This window comes from Streptomyces musisoli, assembly GCF_016741855.1.
Classification (GTDB): domain Bacteria; phylum Actinomycetota; class Actinomycetes; order Streptomycetales; family Streptomycetaceae; genus Streptomyces; species Streptomyces musisoli.
The window spans coordinates 114,860-131,474 of record NZ_JAERRH010000010.1; the positions used below are offsets into that span (position 1 = coordinate 114,860).

Annotated in this window: 14 protein-coding genes and 2 tRNA genes; 8 read left to right on the plus strand and 8 right to left on the minus strand. The window is 71.8% G+C overall.

Annotated features, from left to right (window positions below):
- Positions 1–164: 164 nt before the first annotated feature.
- Both JK361_RS25195 and JK361_RS25200 read right to left on the minus strand, forming a co-directional pair.
- Positions 165–581: a DUF6234 family protein gene (locus JK361_RS25195; RefSeq protein WP_201822001.1), complete on the minus strand. Its 417-nt coding sequence runs from the start codon at positions 579–581 to the stop codon at positions 165–167.
- A 113-nt stretch (positions 582–694) separates the two neighbouring features.
- A complete protein-coding gene (locus JK361_RS25200; RefSeq protein WP_201822003.1) occupies positions 695–1,252 on the minus strand; it encodes a YncE family protein in 558 nt (185 codons plus the stop codon).
- A gap of 768 nt (positions 1,253–2,020) precedes the next feature.
- On the opposite strand from JK361_RS25200, the gene JK361_RS25205 reads away from it, so the two are divergent.
- On the plus strand, positions 2,021–2,842 hold the full coding sequence (locus tag JK361_RS25205) for a hypothetical protein (RefSeq protein WP_201822005.1): 822 nt from the start codon (positions 2,021–2,023) through the stop codon (positions 2,840–2,842).
- Positions 2,843–2,846: 4 nt separating this feature from the next.
- Here the strand turns inward: JK361_RS25205 and JK361_RS25210 are convergent, their stop codons facing one another.
- The 3 genes from JK361_RS25210 to JK361_RS25220 form a co-directional block, all read right to left on the minus strand.
- The gene (locus JK361_RS25210) at positions 2,847–3,017 is read right to left on the minus strand and encodes a hypothetical protein (protein ID WP_201822007.1); all 171 of its coding nucleotides are present in this window, start codon (positions 3,015–3,017) and stop codon (positions 2,847–2,849) included.
- Positions 3,018–3,428: 411 nt separating this feature from the next.
- Positions 3,429–3,899, minus strand: coding sequence for an NUDIX domain-containing protein (locus tag JK361_RS25215; RefSeq protein ID WP_171154822.1), 471 nt, complete (start codon positions 3,897–3,899; stop codon positions 3,429–3,431).
- Positions 3,900–3,901: 2 nt separating this feature from the next.
- Positions 3,902–4,645 (minus strand): helix-turn-helix domain-containing protein, encoded by a 744-nt coding sequence (locus JK361_RS25220; RefSeq protein ID WP_201822008.1) that lies wholly within the window; start codon positions 4,643–4,645, stop codon positions 3,902–3,904.
- Between the two features lie 107 nt (positions 4,646–4,752).
- Between JK361_RS25220 and JK361_RS25225 the strand changes: the two genes are divergently transcribed.
- The 4 genes from JK361_RS25225 to JK361_RS25240 all read left to right on the plus strand — a co-directional run bounded on the left by JK361_RS25225 (position 4,753) and on the right by JK361_RS25240 (position 7,118).
- Positions 4,753–4,992 carry a hypothetical protein gene (locus tag JK361_RS25225; RefSeq protein ID WP_201822339.1) on the plus strand — a complete coding sequence of 80 codons (240 nt, stop codon included), beginning with the start codon at positions 4,753–4,755 and terminating at the stop codon, positions 4,990–4,992.
- Between the two features lie 248 nt (positions 4,993–5,240).
- Positions 5,241–5,684 (plus strand): glycine-rich domain-containing protein, encoded by a 444-nt coding sequence (locus tag JK361_RS25230; protein ID WP_201822009.1) that lies wholly within the window; start codon positions 5,241–5,243, stop codon positions 5,682–5,684.
- A 70-nt stretch (positions 5,685–5,754) separates the two neighbouring features.
- The gene (locus JK361_RS25235) at positions 5,755–6,591 is read left to right on the plus strand and encodes a protein kinase domain-containing protein (RefSeq protein WP_201822011.1); all 837 of its coding nucleotides are present in this window, start codon (positions 5,755–5,757) and stop codon (positions 6,589–6,591) included.
- Between the two features lie 53 nt (positions 6,592–6,644).
- Entirely contained in the window at positions 6,645–7,118 is a 474-nt protein-coding gene (locus JK361_RS25240; protein ID WP_307787323.1) for a tyrosine-type recombinase/integrase, read from the plus strand.
- A gap of 102 nt (positions 7,119–7,220) precedes the next feature.
- Here JK361_RS25240 and JK361_RS25245 read toward each other — a convergent pair.
- Together JK361_RS25245 and JK361_RS25250 are read right to left on the minus strand one after the other, a co-directional pair.
- Positions 7,221–7,293 (minus strand) — tRNA-Arg (locus JK361_RS25245).
- Positions 7,294–7,532: 239 nt separating this feature from the next.
- Positions 7,533–7,623 (minus strand) — tRNA-Ser (locus tag JK361_RS25250).
- A 188-nt stretch (positions 7,624–7,811) separates the two neighbouring features.
- Here JK361_RS25250 and JK361_RS25255 point away from each other — a divergent pair.
- Both JK361_RS25255 and JK361_RS25260 read left to right on the plus strand, forming a co-directional pair.
- A complete protein-coding gene (locus tag JK361_RS25255) occupies positions 7,812–8,285 on the plus strand; it encodes an SSI family serine proteinase inhibitor (protein ID WP_201822013.1) in 474 nt (157 codons plus the stop codon).
- Positions 8,286–8,516: 231 nt separating this feature from the next.
- On the plus strand, positions 8,517–14,021 hold the full coding sequence (locus JK361_RS25260) for a PAS domain-containing protein (protein WP_201822021.1): 5,505 nt from the start codon (positions 8,517–8,519) through the stop codon (positions 14,019–14,021).
- A 331-nt stretch (positions 14,022–14,352) separates the two neighbouring features.
- Here the strand turns inward: JK361_RS25260 and JK361_RS25265 are convergent, their stop codons facing one another.
- Entirely contained in the window at positions 14,353–14,934 is a 582-nt protein-coding gene (locus JK361_RS25265; protein ID WP_201822023.1) for a TetR/AcrR family transcriptional regulator, read from the minus strand.
- 135 nt (positions 14,935–15,069) lie between these two features.
- On the opposite strand from JK361_RS25265, the gene JK361_RS25270 reads away from it, so the two are divergent.
- Complete coding sequence (locus JK361_RS25270; RefSeq protein ID WP_201822025.1) at positions 15,070–16,284, plus strand: MFS transporter; 1,215 nt, start codon at positions 15,070–15,072, stop codon at positions 16,282–16,284.
- Positions 16,285–16,615 lie beyond the last annotated feature (331 nt).

Below are 16,615 nucleotides of genomic sequence, written 5' to 3' on the forward strand. Positions count from 1 at the left end.
GGGATCATCTCCCTCAACCGGCCCCTGCGCTGCCACCGGCACCGGCCCTGTGCTGCCACCGGCACCGGCCCCTGGGCTGCCGCCGTACGGTCCGAGAGCCGCACCCCCGTCGGCAGTTCGCTCCCGTGACATCCCACCGGCACGGCCGGTGTTCCCGCGACCGCTCAGCCGCTGTCCTTGCAGCCCGCCGCTGACGGCATGTCATGGCACAGCTGGTCCTGGTGGGACTGGAGCGCCGCACCGCCGAAGACGAGGACGCAGACCAGGACGGCCATGCCGGCCTGAGTGGTCACCGTCACGACGGCGCCGGCCCGTGCGGCGATCGCGGCCGCCGCGACGGCGAGGAGTCCGACGCCGGCGGCAGCGGCCAGGTACGCCCACAACGAGTCGGTCGTGACCGTCCTGGCCGGGTCGAGGTTGAACCCCGACAGGAGCCAGAGCCCGAAGATCACCACCAAGGCGGTCAGCTCCAGGAACACCAGACCACACCCGGCTCCGATGTCAGCGCCCCGGTCGGCCCGGCGGCGCGGTCCCGGTTCGGCGGTGGCGTCGTGGGCACGCGGGGCAACGGGCAGATTCATGTGGCCACCCTGTCCACCCGGGCAGGGCGGCCGCATGAGTACGGCTACTCAGCACCGCCCGGCCGGCGTCCGGGACGGTTGCCGTCGAACACCGCCGTCAAGGTCTCGTGGGGCTACCCCCTCCCCGGGGTGATCGCGATGCCGGCCGGGTTGGCGCCGACGGGGATCGGGCCGCCTACGACGGTGTTCGTGGTCGTGTCGATCACCGACACGTCGTTCGAGCTGAAGTTGGTGACGTAGGCGCGCCGGCCGTTCTGGATGATCGCGACACCGAGCGGGCGGGCGCCGACGGGGATGGTGGCCACGACGGTGTCGGTGGCGGTGTCGATCACCGACACGTCGCTCGAGTCGCGGTTGGTGACGTAGGCGCGCCGGCCGTTCTGAGTGAGGGCCACGGCCGCCGGGCCGTTGCCGACGGGCACGGCGCCCACGACGGTGTTGGTGGCGGTGTCGATCACCGACACATCGTTCGAGCCGTTGTCGGCGACGTACGCGTGAGGGGAGGGGGCGGCCCAGGCAGGGGGTGAGGAGACGGCCGGCAGGGCCAGTCCCGCCAGCACGGCCAGCCCCGCCACGCACACCCGCAGCCACGCCCAGGGCCCGCTCCCTTGCGGCCTCGGACCGCGACGTGCAGGCGTGCCTGCCGGGTCGGTCGGGTCGGCTAGACGCATCGCTTTCTCCTTGCAACCGGCGCCACGGCCCGGTGATCCCGGCAGGCGAACGGGGATGCCCTGGGATCAGGGGGATCGCGAACAGGGGCATTCGCGACAAATGCCACATATTCCGTGTTTTGGCGAGAAGTCAGCGAGGCGCGCCCGGCTGCGGCCGTATGAGGTCCAGGCGCGGTGCACCGCCGGCCGGGGGCCTTCGCCCAAGTGGATCGCCGCACCGCGTCCGTGCGGCACTCGGAGATCACCATGACGCCGGAGGTCTGCGCCGAAGCCGACGAGAAAGAGGTGTGACCGCGCTCGGCAAGCCCTCCGCTGCCATGGGCGGCGGCGACTGACGCCGTTGCCGTACTCGACTGCCGCACGCCCCCGAAACGCCGAAGGCCCCGGATCTCTCCGGGGCCTTCAACCTATGTGCACTCGGCAGGATTCGAACCTGCAACCTTCCGATCTGTAGGATCGGGCGGGCCATTGGATAGCGACTCCGCCTACCTCCCGGCTGGTCGCTGGTGGTCGCGATCAACAGCCTCTGCGTGCCGTCGTTGCCGTCAGCTCTGAGGGTTGGCACCGCCCGCCACGTCCGGGTGAGTGATGGCCGGAAGGAGCAGACTTGCAGGCCCGCACCACTCTGCCTGCCTCTCCGCCGTGAGCGCGAAAAAGCGAGGTCTGTTTCAGTCCCCGACTCCACACTCGCGGAGAGTCGGATCGTTGGATTGGAAAGCCATGACTACTGTCGATCTCCGGTCGTCTCGGGCGAAGCTCGCTCACGCGGTGAAGCAGACCGAACAATTGAACACTTTAATTGAAGGTTTTCGGCGGCACCTAAGCAGCCGGGCATCCCTGCGTGCCGAGTTGGCTCAGGAAGGCGACTACCACATCGTCCGGATTGATTCAGTCCCCAACTATGAGCGCATCCTGGATGAAGTGAGCCTCGGAGTGGGCGACATAGTCAATAACCTTCGGTGTAGCTTGGATCACCTGGCGTGGCAGTATGCCTGCGCGCATGCGCAAGGCATTCCCAGTAAACCCAAGAATGTGTATTTCATCCCATGCCATGCCGCGGCGGGTCAACAACACAAGAAGCCCGGCACATTTGCCGCTGCGGCATGGGACCGAATGCACGAATACCAGCCTTGCCGTGGGATCAACGGACGTCCAGATGGCTGGACAGGACCGTACATCCATCAACTGGATCTTCTGACTGAACTCTCAAACTCCGATAAACATCAGATGCTGGTGCACGTTGAGCTTCAGGCGACGCAGTTCGAGACGATCCCGACTCGTCATGGCCTACCTCCATGGATACGACGAAACGAGTCCGGCGAGCTCGATTTTTTGCCTGATCGAGTTGGAGATCCGGACCCTGGAGCCGAGCGTCTCAATTTTTCGCACTCATCGCACAGGATGGAGGCTGGTGAAGAAGTGGTAAGAATTCATGCTCCACTTTGGGGTCATCAGCCTGAGATTGAGAACGCCGGAAGCGCCGTTCCACACTTTTCCCTACCAGAGGGGCGACCCGTGATGCCCACCCTTCAGCGCATCTCTAAATTCGTTGCGGTGCTTACTGACGACCTGCAGCGGAACTGCCCCTAGCCTCTCAAATGTCGGCCTGCGCCGTTGTCAGCTTTGCATAAAGTTCCGGAGCGTCGGTTTCGGCGAAATGATGACCTGTCACGATCAGCGCATCGGCCCTAACGTTTTCCATTTCATCGGATTGCATGATGACCGCAGCGCATTGTCTGATTTCGTTGACATCTGCCTTGGTCACGACGCCCGTAGTTACTGACATGCCTACACTTGTTGCCAGTGCCGCCAGAGCAATGCCAAAAGATACTCGCGGATCGCGGGAAATTCGACCGAACCAGGTTCTCCTCTTTCGTGGCGGCGGCGGATATCCCATTAAGTGCCTCCCGTCCTTCATAGGTGGCGCCCTCTCGGCACGTCATCTACCAGCTAGCCAGTGATGAAGTGGGACTGCCACTCGGTGAGCTGGCTAGCCCATCAAAATCACCTATGTGGACGAGATGCTGATTTGCCGGGGGCAGGTGAACGGCCTGGGGTGGACGTACCACGGCCAACTGCTCGGCCTTCTCCACGGACCGGGTGGTTCTGGTCAACGGCCTCTGTATGCCGTCGTTGCGATCAGCGGCGCCAGCACAGCATAAGATGACAAAAGAAGTCAGCCGAGATACGGCCGCTCCCGGTGCTCCAGAAAGTGACGGATCCGCAGCCGCTGCGTGTGGTGCATCGGCAACTGATCGATCTCCTCCGGCTGGACGAACCGCAGCTCCGTTGACTCGTCCGAGATCGCGAGCCGGCCCCCGACCACGCGGGCGGTGAAGCAGACATTGAACTGCCTGCGCACCTCACCGTCCGAGTAGGCGATGACGTGGCGAGGATCGGTGTACGTGCCCACAAGCCCAGTGATCTCTACATCCAGACCGGTTTCTTCCTTCACCTCGCGGACGGCCGTTCCCGGGAGTGAGTCGGTCATCTCCATGCCGCCACCTGGCAGCGCCCACAGATCGTTGTCCCGTCGACGTTGAAGGAGAATGCGCCCTTCGTCGTCGGTGACCACGGCGGACGCGGCGACCACCAGGCTGTTCGGCTCCGGTGCCGCTGGGTCGTCGTAGTACTCGGTCCGTGCCATGGTCACCCTTCTCGTACCGGCGTCGCGGTTTCCCACACCGCGTCGAAGCTGCTGGCGTAGGTGTCGAACATGCCGCCCTTCCCGCTGCGCCGGAGATGCCACACGGGAGCACCGTAAGCGTTCACGCCCCAGACATGGGCATTGACCAGTGCCTGGTCATCCGCACGATAGATCGAGTTGTAGAGCGTGGTGGCATGGGTTCGAACCTCGATGCCAGGTACCCCGGCAAGCGGGCGGTAGTGCATGAGGGCGAGTCGGCAACGGGACTCGATCCCGTGGCCGAACCTCTCCTCCACGCCGCGCTGTTGGACATTCGCACTGTCCGGGTCGCCGATCGCGATACGGACCGCACACCCGTCGTCCGCTCGCTCTCGCAACAAGTCGTTGAGCCGCGGGTACGCCTCGTGCAGGAAGACGGCGGCGTACACCAGCACGTCGATGTGCTCGCGCGCCTGGGTCAGCATGTCCACGAAGGTGGACACGGGGATGTCCGCCCGCTGGTCGTAGAGAGCCACAAGTTCCGGACTGACAGCGCGGGCAGGGCGTGCCTGCCGGAGCGCGGGCCATAGAGCGTGCACGTCTTCTCCTAGTATTTCCGCTGCCAGCATGGCCGTGGCCCGGCGCGGCGTACGCCCCAGATTGACCCATCGTTCAACGGACTTGGGGTCGACTTCGACCTTGTCCGCAAGGGCGGCGTAAGTCCAGCCGCCGACCGCCATGGCAGCACGTAACCTCTCGTTCGGCATCCCAATCTCTCCTAACAGCCGGGGACGGCACTAGGGACGTTCTACCCGACGCGGGACGTCCCGAAGTGGGGTTTGTCGGAGGTTCCGACGTCCTGATGAGCGGCAGGATGCTCGTCCGCATGGCGAGCAACCAGCAGACCGGACCAGGCATCGGTGAACTGGCGAAGGACACTGCCAGTGGACGTATCGGCGTCGTCATGGGCGAGGTCGGCGCCCGGGTGCAGATAAGGCCCGTCGGCGGCGTCGAGTGGGATGCCCTGCCGGACAACGTGGTGGCCCCGACCGCGCGGGAAGAACTGAGCGCCCGCCTGGCCATCAAGAACGGCAACAGCCGGGACGGCCTGTGATGCGCGCCATCGGCCGGTATGCGGGGGTCCTGTTCATCATCGTGATCAGCGGATCGTGTGGCCTGGTGATCGGCATGGCCCTCGGCACCAGCCAGTAGACCGGCCGCCCCGAACGGGGTGCCACCTTCCCTGGCTCCCCCCTTCCCCGTTCGGGGTCGGCCTTCCATCCCCCGGTCGCCATAGGCCGTGCCTCGGCGACCGGTGCGGGCGCAAGTGCCAGAGCACAGCGACACTCGAGGAGTATTCGCATGACGGCAACGGCCAACGACCAGAAGACCGGTCGCGCGGTGGCTGGTGAGGAGCTGTTCGACAGCCTCACCCACTTCGTGATCGTCCACGACGGGCAGTCCCGCGAACGGGCCGAGCGGATCGCGGACCAGGCGGTGGCCTTCCTGGTCACCGCCGCGACCGCGACCGTCCCCATGGTCCCGTCCGACGACGTGGACCTCGGTCTGCACGCGCTCATCCTGCACACGAAGGAGTACGCCGCGCTTTGCGACCGGTACGCCGGCCGCTTCCTCCACCACAACCCCATGCCGGGCGGAGGGCCCCGTGACCCGAAGAAGGTCGCCGCGTCCGCGCACGCGATGAAGGCGGCCGGGTTCATGGTCTTCGACGACCTCTGGACCGTGGACGGCACGAACCTCGCGCAGTGCGACGCGGACTGCGGCCGTCCGTACGGTCAGGCGTAGCGACACGACACCAGCGACGCGGCCGGCCTCGATGCGGGGTCGGCCGCGCCGCCCGGAAGGAGAACAGACGTTGTCCGGGACACCCCCTGAACTTCCGATCGTCGTACTCGACGCACTGATGCCCAAGGCTCAGCGCCTGGTCGTTAATCGTCGGGGCTCGATGGTCTGGGAGGTAGAGAGCCATCGGGGGCAGTACGCCGTGAAGGTCGGTTACCCGATCGAGGCCACGGCCGACTGGCCCGCACAGCCCTGGACGGCACTCGCCCCCGCACGCGAAGGGGCCGTGCTGCACCGACTCGGCCTCGATGACTTCGCGTACGGCGAATGGGAGCTGGGCACCTGGAACTTCCAGCCGTGGCACGAAGGGCCCGACCTGTACGAGCTGTGGAAGCCCTGTCGTGAACCGGACTCTCGTACGGAACCTCATACCAGCGCGGTTCTCGGCTGCGTAGAGGCGCTGGCCGAGCTACATGACAAGGGCTGGGCCCACGGCGACGTGCAGCCCGCACACTTCATCATCGGCCCGGATCGCACGCACCTCATCGACCTGGCCTTGGCGCGCGGCGGACGCGTCCCCGAGGGGTACGACTTCCCGTTCCGCGGCTGCCTCGTCCACTACGAGGCGCCGGAGATCGCGCGCAGCGTGCTTGCGACCGGAGAGGCGCAACCTACGCAGGAAGCGGACATCTATGCGCTCGGCGCGTCCCTGCTCATTTCCGCCACGGGCTGGCGGGCCGTCGAGTACCCGGACGACGCACCGCGCCCCGAGCAGAGACAAGCCGTCGCGAGCGGCAAGCGCCGGCCTGTGAAGGTGCATGGCGAGCTGGGCGAACTGATCGACGCCATGCTCAGTCCGGCGCCCGAGGACAGGCCCACGATCTACGAGGTCGGTAAGGCCCTGAGCTGAGCCGTAGACCCACCGTCCGGCAGGCCCGACAGCGAGTCGGCGGCGAACTGCTGATCGTCGCACCGAAGACTCAGCGCTCGGCCCGCCGCGTGGCTCTGCCGGCGGAGTGCGTGACCGCGCTCCGTGCCCAGCGCGCGCAGCAGATAGCCGACCGAAAGGCGGCCGGTGCCAACTGGAAGGGGACGGGGCAGGGTCTCGTCTTCACCACGAAGAACGGGACCCCCATCGAGCCGCGCAACCTGAACCGGTCCTTCGAGACGCTGTGCGCTCGCGCCGGAGTCCGTAAGGTCCGCTTCCACGACCTGCGCCACACCTGCGCGTCCCTGCTCCACGAACAGGGCGCCGATGCTCGAATGATCATGGAAGTCCTGGGCCACAGCTCCATCCGCGTGACCATGGACATCTACACCTTCGTACGGCTCGACTCCCAGCGCTCCGCCTTCGACCGCGTCGGCGACGCACTGAGGGGTGACGGCAACGGGCCGGACGCTGACGACGGCCCGGCCGGTGTACTCGTGGCCGTCTGATCGGTCCCGCTACCGCCCTCGGAGGCGGTTGCCGTCAAACCCTGCCGTCAAGGCAAAAGCCAGAGGCCCTGTGGATCACTCCACAGGGCCTCTGAACTGTTGTGCACTCGGCAGGATTCGAACCTGCAACCTTCTGATCCGTAGTCAGATGCTCTATCCGTTAAGCTACGAGTGCTTGTTCTTTTGTTTTGCCCCCGCTCCCGGCCCTTTCGGCCCGCTCGCGGCGACAGGAAGAACATTACATGACTGCCGCCGTCATGTGAAATCCGATCCGCGCACCCCTTGTGACCTGCGAAAACGTCGTGGACTGGGGAACCGGCAGTGATCCGCTCGGGCAGCCGGGAAGCGGCTCCGCGCAAGGAACCGGGGAACGCCGAAGCCCCGGTCCTGGGGACCGGGGCTTCGGTATCGGGGCGGAGGCGGAGGGATTTGAACCCTCGATGGGCTTTAAGGCCCAAACCGCATTAGCAGTGCGGCGCCATAGACCGGACTAGGCGACGCCTCCAGCACAACCGTTCACGCGAGCGCGCGAATGGTGCGTGCAGATGATGACACAGGCGAGCACCGCGTCACCAATCGCCCCCCACGGTACTAGGCTCACCGGTCACAGGGCAAAGGGCTTCGCCAGGCGGTGCGCCGCAACGTCCGCGCGGTGCGCCGCAACGTCCGCGCCGGTCCGGCGTTGGACAGGGCATGGTCTTCGTCCTGCCGGTCCCCGGGCGGCGCCTCCTCGTGGCGTCCCTGGCCGCCGCCGCTGCCCTGGCCCCGCTCACCGCCGCCCCCGCCGCCGCGTCCGGCGCCGCACCGCCGCCCCTCCGGCCCGAGGACCGGGGTGGTGATCACCTCACCGTCGTGGTCCGGCACGCAGGCGCCGCGCGGGACGGGAGGTACGAGCTGTACTGCCACCCCGGTGCCGGAACCCACCCCGACGTCGCCGGGGCCTGCCGGGCGCTCGACGCGCACGCCCACTGGGGCCGGGACCCCTTCGCACCGGTGCCCCCCGACACCCTCTGCACCATGCTCTACGGCGGCCCCGCCACCGCCCGGGTCACCGGCACCTGGGCCGGCCGCCCGGTCGACGCCTCGTTCGACCGCGGTGACGGATGCGAGATCGGACGGTGGGACCGGATGGTGCCGCTGCTGCCCAAGATCGGGCCGCCGGCATAGCCGACGGAGAAGCGTGGCGGACGCACCGGTTCCGTAAAGGTCCCGCGAAGGTATCGGGAAGCCAGGGCATCGGTCACGCGTTCGCCGTCACTTCCTCGTGGGACCTCCCTCTCATCCGGCGCCGCGAGCACAACCGGTGCCCTTAGACTCCCTCGCGTGACACGTCGCGGGCCGGTTGGCAAGATGGCCCGAGCGGTCGGCAAGGTGCGGTAACAGGGAGGAAGGCGTCTCGTGAGCAGCAGGCCATCCCGAGGCGCTGCTCGCCTCGCAGCCATACTCGACGCGCTGCCGGACGCGTTGGTCCTGGTCAACGCCAACGGAACCGTCGTCAACGCCAACACCATCGCGCTGGAGGCCTTCGAGGCGCCGGGTACCGCGCTCGTCGGGCGCGGGCTGCTCGATCTGCTGCCGCAGTTCGACTCCCGGCTGATCCCCGGCTCCATGCGGCGCCCCGACCACATGGATCCCCGGGGGCGCACGAAGCCGACCCGGATGGTCGCCCGGCGGACCGACGGCAGCGAGTTCCCGGTCGAGGTCACCAGCGCGAACCTGGAGAACGGGCAGCAGGCGTACGACGGTTACGGCTACACCGGCGACGAGCTGCTGATGATCGTCGTCCGGGACCTGTCCGGGACCGTCGACACCGAGGCCGAGCTGGCCCGCTCACAGCGGCAGACCGAGATGATCCTGCGGGCCGCGGCGGAAGGTGTCGTGGGCACCGACACCGACGGGCGGATCGTGCTCGTCAACCCGGCCGCCGCCCAGATACTGGGGTACCGGGCCGGTGAGCTGGGCGGCAAGGAGCTGCACACCCTCGTGCTGCACTCCCGCGCCGACGGCTCCCCCTTCCCGTACGAGGAGTCGCCGCTCGCCGACACCCTGCGCTCCGGGCGCAAGCACCGGGTGCGCGGGCAGGTGCTGTGGTCCAAGGGCGACCAGAAGGTGTCCGTCGATCTGACCACCGCGCCGGTGCGCGACGGGGACCAGCTCGTCGGCGCCGTGATGACCTTCACCGACCGGCGGCCCTTCGACGCCCTGGCCGAGGAGAAGGACGCGCTGGAGAAGGCGCACGCCGAGGAGCTGGAGCGGCTCTCCGAGGAGCACGCCTCCGACCTGACCGCGCTGCGCCAGCAGCATGTCACCGAGATCGAGGAACTCCGCGAGAAGCACACGGAGGAGCTGGCCGCCGGTGAGGAACGGTACGCCGCGCTCGCCGAGCGGGAGAAGGACCGGTACGAGGCCCTCGGCGGCCGCCACGAGCAGCTGCTGACCCTGCTCGGGCAGTCGCTGCGCGGGCCGCTGGACGAGCTGCGGCACGAGCTGTCCGCGCTGGCGGCGGACGACGCCGGGCAGCTGTGGCCCGAGGCGAACCAGGTCCTGCACCACCTGTCGGCCGGCTACGCGCGGATCACCACCCTCATCGACAACGTCCTCGGCTATCAGCGGCTGGACGCGGGCGGCGAGGACATCACCCGTACCAAGGTGATGCTGGACGCCGTCGTCGCCGCCGGTGTGGACGGGGCCGTCGAGCTGATCGGGCCGGGGCGGGTGCAGTTCGCCGTGCACGCGCCGCCCATCGAGGCCGAGGTCGACCCGCAGCGGCTCGCCGTGGCGCTCGCGCATCTCGTGGCGGACGTCGCCGGGGTCGACGCCACCGGCAACACGCCCGTGTCGGCGGGCGGTTATCTGGACAACACCGTCGTGGTCGCCGCCGCCCAGCGCGGTGAGGTCGCGCGGATCGAGGTGCGCGGGCCGTACGCCGGGGGAGACCCGGTGCACGAGCCGATCGTGCGCGGGATCGTGCGGGCCCACGGCGGTGTGCTGCAGACGCACGAGGTCCCGGGCATGAGCGGCAGCGCCTACGTGCTCGAAGTGCCGCTCGGCGGAGGGGCGGGCGCGGTGGCCGGGCAGGCGGCCTTGGGCACCGCGGCCGGCGCGCAGGTCCCGGGCGCCGGGGCCGATGCGCAGGTCCCGGGCGCTGGGGCCGGTACGCAGATCCCGGGCGCCGGGGCCGGTACGCAGGTCCCGGGCGCCGGGGTCGGTGCGCAGATCCCGGGCGCCGGTGAGGCCGACGCTGACGACTCCGGCGCGGCCGGACAGGGTCCCGGGGGCGGCCGGCGGCGGGCCCGGCGGGCCTCCACGGACGCCTTCCTGGAAAGTGACGTGCCCGGCGCCGGTGACGCCGGTGAGGCGGACGCGCCCACGCCGACCGGCCGGCGCCGGCGACGTGCCGGCGCGCCCGCCGAGGAGAACACGCCGGTCCCCGCCGAGAGCCCGGAGGGCGCGGCCGGCGGGACCGGCCGGCGCCGTGCACGGTCCGCCGACAACGTCCCCGGCAACGCAGACGCCGGTGCGGGCGAGGGCGTGGCCGAGGGCGCCGTGGTGACCGCCGCCGAGCAGGGCGCGGGGGCCGCCGCCTCGGGTACGGGGCTCGGCGGCACCGTGCCGCCGCAGGGCGTGCCCGTGCCCACGGGCCGACGGGCCCGCCGCGACTCGGGCGCCCCGCAGGCCGCCCTGCCGCCGGCGCTCCCCGCGGCCGGTGGCGAGCCGGTACCGGGCGCACCGGCACTGCCGGCCGCGCAGGCGGCCCTTCCGGCCGCGGGCGCCCCGACGGTTCCGGCCCAGGGCACGACGGCCCAGGGCGCGGCCACTCCGGCCCAGGGCGCGGTGGCTCCCGCCGAGGGCGCTCAGCCGACCGGACGGCGCCGGAGGGCGCTGGCCGCCGCGGCGGAGCGGGCCGCGGCGCAGGAAGCGGGCGGCGCACGCACGGTCTTCGCCCTGCCGCCGGCCGAGGCCGACCGGTCCCCGGAGACCGCGGCCCAGGCCGGCACGGTTCCGGCGAGCGACATGGCTCCGGCCGCGGGACCGGGTACGGCCATGCCGGCGGCCCCGGGTGCGAGCGCACCCGGAGTCCCGGAAGCGGGCGTCCCTGTGGCCCCGGGTGCGGGGGTTCCCGTCGCCCCGGGCGCGGGGATTCCTGTGGGCCCAGGCGCGGGCGTTCCCGTTGCCTCGGGTGCAGGCGTTCCCGTCGCCCCAGGTGCAGGCGTTCCCGTCGCCCCAGGTGCAGGCGTTCCCGTCGCCCCAGGTGCAGGCGTTCCCGTCGCCCCAGGTGCAGGCGTTCCCGTCGCCCCAGGTGCCGGTACCGCCGTCGACGGGCGGCCGCAGGTCGTGGCTTCGCCGGCCGGTGCCGGGTCGCTGCCCGGCCAGGTGCAGGTGCCCGCCCACATGCCGGTGTCCGTCGAGGGCGTCCCCGGTGACGACGGCCGGCACGACGCCGTACCGCTCGACCAGGCCGACGACCACACTCCGCCGCAGCCTCATCCCACCAGCGCCCCGACCGGCCGACGGCGCCGTGCCGTGGCCCAGCCGGCCGAGGCCGCCCAGCCGGTGACGCCGGGTACCGCGCTCGGGCAGGCCCCGCCGCAGCCGACTCCGGTGCCGGCCGCTCCCGGCCAGGCCCCGCAGGGCACGGCCGTACCGCCGGTCCCCGGTCAGCAGTCCCCGGCGAACCAAGTGCCGGCGCAGGGCACGGCCGTACCGCCGGGCTCCGCTCAGCAGGTCCCGGCGCAGGGCGTCCCGGCGCAGGGCACGTCCGGGCAGGGCATCCCCGTCCCGTCGGGCCCCGTGGCGCCCACGACGGCTGAGGCGACCGTGCCGACGGGTCCCGGTACCCCGCAGCCGTCAGCCGTCGGCCAAGCCGCCGTACCCGCCCAGGGCACGGCCGGTCAGCCCGCACCAGCGCAGGCAGCGCCCGCCCAGGTGGGCCAGGCCGCGGCCACGCCCGCCCAGGGCACACCTGCCCAGGCCCAGGGCTTCTCGGTCCCGGCCCAGGGCACTCCTGCCCAGGCCCAGGGCATCCCCGTCCCGGTCCAGGGCACGCCTGTCCCGGTCCAGGACACGCCCGCCCAAGGGACCGCCGCGCACCCCGCTCCCGCCTCCGCGGCCCAGCAGCCTCCGGTCGTACCCGCCCAGGGCACCGCCGCGCACCCCGCTCCCGCTCAGGCGTCGCAGCACCCGGCCGCCGCGCACCCGGCCGCCGCGCACCCGGCCGCCGTGCAGCCGGGCACCCCGCCCGCCGGCACCCCGGTGGCGCACTCGGGTGCGCTGCCGTTGCCCGCCGAGACCGGAACCGGACAGGTGCCCGCGCAAGGCACCCACGCCGGAACCGCACAGGTCCCCGCGCAAGGCACCCACACCGGAACCGCACAGGTCCCCGCGCAAGGCACCCACACCGGAACCGCACAGGTCCCCGCGCAAGGCACCCACACCGGAACCGCACAGGTCCCCGCGCAAGGCACCCACACCGGAACCGTGCCGCCCGCCGGTGGCCCCGTGGCCGGCGGCCCCCAGCAGTGGCCCGGTGCCGCCGACACCGCCGGTGCCGGCATCCCGGCCCCCGGTGCCGCCACGCCGGCGGCCGGTACGCCGACGGCCGGAACGCCGGTCCCCGGCACCCCGCTTCCCGCCGGCACGGCCGGTGGTCAGCCGCAGCGGGCCGCGCAGCCGCTGCCCGCCGAGGCCGCGGGCGGCGCGCCGCTCGACCCGGACTCCACGCAGGGCCGGGCGATCTCCGTCCGCACGCTCGGGCAGGGGGTGCCGTTCGCCCGGCAGGCCGCCCAGGTGCAGCAGCCGACGGCCACTCCGCCGCCGCACGCACCCGGCGGTTCGGGCCGGCGGCGCAAGCTGGGCACACCCCCCGACCCGGCCACCCGCCCGGAGCCGAGGCCGGGCCAGGCGGCCCGGCCGCACCCCTCGCCCGAACCGGCGCCCCCGCACCCCTCGCTCGCCGGCCAGCCGTCCCTGGCCCAGCCCGCGGCGGCCGGTCAGGCACCCGTGCCGCAGCCCTCGCTCGGCGGCCAGTCCCTGCCGGTTCCGGGCACCGAGGGGGCCGGACGGTCGTACGCCATAGGCGCCCCGGAGCCCAACGCCGCCGAGGGTCCGGAGCCGCTGGACGGTCCCGGCGGGGCCGTGGAGGTGGCCGACACCCCGCGTCCGCAGCCGCTGGACGACGAGCTGCCCCCGGAGCCGCTGGACAACCCGCGCCGGCTGCTGGTGTGGCCCGCGCCGGACGTGACGACCCAGCAGGCGCTCAGCGACCGTGGCTACCGGCCGGTCATCGTGCACTCCCGTGAGGAGGTCGACGCGCAGATCGCGGCCTTCCCCGCCGCGCTGTTCGTGGACCCGCTGACCGGGCCCATCACGCGGACGGCCCTTCAGTCGCTGCGCCAGGCCGCCGTGGCCGCCGAGGTGCCGGTGCTGGTGACGGCCGGGCTCGGGCAGGCCACGCGCGAGGCGGCGTACGGCGCCGATCCCGCCGTGCTGCTGAAGGCGCTGGCACCCCGGGACAGCGAGCAGCATCCGCCGCGGGTGCTGCTCATCGAGGAGCACGCGGAGATCGCGCTGGCGCTGACCGCGACGCTGGAGCGGCGCGGGATGCAGGTGGCGCGGGCCGCGAGCGACAACGACGCGGTGACGCTCGCGGGGCAGTTCCGGCCGAACCTCGTGGTGATGGACCTGATGCAGGTGCACCGCCGGCGGGCCGGGATCGTGGACTGGCTGCGGGCGAACGGGCAGCTCGACCGCACCCCGCTCGTCGTCTACACCGCCGCCGTCGACCAGGCCGACCTGCCCCGGCTCGCCTCGGGCGAAACCGTGCTGTTCCTCGCCGAGCGGTCCACCAGCACCGAGGTACAGAGCCGGATCGTGGACCTGCTGGCCCGGATCGGCACCAACTAGGCCGGGAAGGGCAGCAGCCCACCACCACCCGGGTCCGACAGGGGCAGCAGCCCACCACCCGGGTCCGACAGGGCTGAGCCCACCACCTGGGCCGGAAAGGGCACGGGCTCACCACCAACCGGGCCCGGAAGGGCAGGGACCGCCACCACCTGGGCTCGAAAGGGCGCGGGCTCGGCACCGACCCGACCGGGAAGGCCAGGGCTCGGCACCGACCGAGCCGAGAGGGCAGAGACTCGGCACCGCCAGGACCGGAAGGGCAGGGGCCGGCGGGCGAGGCAGGGGCCGGGGGCCGGCCGGCGGTTCCCGTTCGTCCTGGGACCGCGGGGACGCCCTAGCGGGCGAACAGCCTGCGGGCCGCCTCCTTGATGGAGGCCCGCAGGCGGTCGCGGTCGCTTTCCTGCGGGCCGGCGAGGATCCGCCGCATCTGCGGCACCACGGTCATCCAGTTCGTGAGCGCGGTCAGCAGGATCAGCAGGTCGCCGGCCGGGATGGCGTCCGTGATGACACCCCGGCCCTGGCCGTCCTCGATCGCGGCGACCTTCCGCGCGTAGTGGTCCTGGCGTGCCGCCTCGTCGGGCAGTTCGTCGCTGCCGTACTCGATGCCCTCCCAGAAGAGGAGGCGCAGAAGCTCGGGGTGGGCGGCGTGGTAGTCGAGAAGGCGGTCCACCCAGCCGTCGATGTCGTCGGGGACGACGGGCACGGCCGAGGCCAGGTCGACCATGCACCGGCCGAGGACCTGGGTGAACAGCTGCGACTTGTTGCCGAAGTAGGCGTAGATCAGCTGCTTGTTGGCCTTGGCCGCGGTGGCGATGCGGTCGATGCGGGCGCCCGCGATGCCGTGCCGGGAGAACTCGGCGACCGCCGCCTCGAAGATACGGGCCTTGGTGGCCTCGGGGTCCCTCACTGCTGCCATGGGGACAGGGTAGGGGTCCGCGTACAGGTAACCAACTATTTGGTTGACGGGAATGCCGGAGACCGGGCACGCTGTTGCCGTCTATCAACCAACCAGTTAGTTGTCTGAGTCGGCGCCTAAGGAGTACCTCCGCCCATGCCGTCAGCCACCACCATCCGCCAGGCACCCGAGGTCCGGTCCCCCGCCCGCGAACGGTCGGCCTCCGGCTCCCTCTTCCTCCTGCTCATCGCCGTCTGCACCGCCGTCACGGCCGCCAACATCTACCTCGCGGCCCCGTTGCTCCCGCTGATCGCCCACGACTTCGGCACCACCGCGTCGGCCGTGGCCTGGATCGCCTCGGTCGCCCAGCTCGGCTACGCGGCCGGCCTGCTCTTCTTCGCGCCGCTCGGCGACCGCGTCGACCGCCGCCCGCTCGTCGCCTGGCTCTCCGTGGCCACCACGGCGGCCCTGCTCCTCGCGGCGGTGGCCCCGGGCACCGCGGCCCTCGCCGCCGCCGTGTTCGTCGCCGCCGCGGCCACCGTCATCCCCCAGCTGCTCGTCCCGCTGGTGGCCGCGCGCGCCCCGGCCGACCGGCGGGCCCGGCATGTCGCGGCCGTCATCGCGGGGCTGTTCACCGGCATCGTCGCGGCCCGCGTCCTCGGCGGTCTGGCCGGTCAGGGCTTCGGCTGGCGCTGGGTGTTCGCCGGGTCCGCCGTGCTGACCCTCGTCCTGGGACTGGCCACCGCCCTGGCCCTGCCGGCCGAGCGGCCGGTGCGGCAGGGCGGGCTGTTCTCGGGGGTGGCGAAGCTGCCGGGGCTGCTGCGCCGCTCGCCCGACCTGTGGCGGGCGTGCGTGCGGCAGGCGGGGATGTTCGGCGCCTGGAGCGCCCTGTGGACCTCGCTCGCGCTGCTGCTGACCGGCCCCCGCTACGGCCTGTCCACGGCGACCGCCGGGCTCTTCGGCCTCTTCGGCCTGACCGCCAGCGCGGTGGCCCCGCTGGCGGGCGGCCTGGTGGACCGGTTCGGTGCGGCGCGGGTCGTCGGCACCGCCTACGCGCTGGCCGCCGTCGCCGTACCGCTGTTCTGGCTCGGCGGGCACGTGCTGCCGGCGCTGTTCGCCGCCGCCGTCGCGATCCACGCGGCCCTGGTCGCCTCCCATGTCGCCAACCAGACCCTGGCCCTGACCACGACCTCCACACCGGCCACCGCCAACACGGCCTACGTCGTCTCCGGCTTCGCCGGCGGCGCCCTCGCCTCGGCCGCCGCGGGCCCCGCCTTCGGGCACTGGGGCTGGGCCGGGGTGTGCGCGGTGGCCGGCCTGTGGCTACTGCTGGGCTGGTCTGCCACGGCCGGACGCACCGGACGCCGGTGACGACTGAGGCGGGGCGGCCGGGCGGCCGGCTGCGGGCACGGCCGCCCAGGCCCGGCGCCCAGCGAACCGGGCGGCCGGGGGAGGCGATACGACCGTGCCACGGACGGACGACGCCGGCCGACCGGCCGCCGACGAGGGACACAAAGAACCCAGGACGACCGGCCGCCGGACGGGGGACGCAAGGGACCCGGGACCACCGGCCGCCGAACGAGGGACACAAAGGACCCGGGCCGACCGGCCGCCGGACGTAAAGGACCCGGGACGACCGGCCGCCGGACGAGGGGCCCGGCCGCCGGACGAGGGTGCGGGGCGACCGGGTCGTCCCACACCG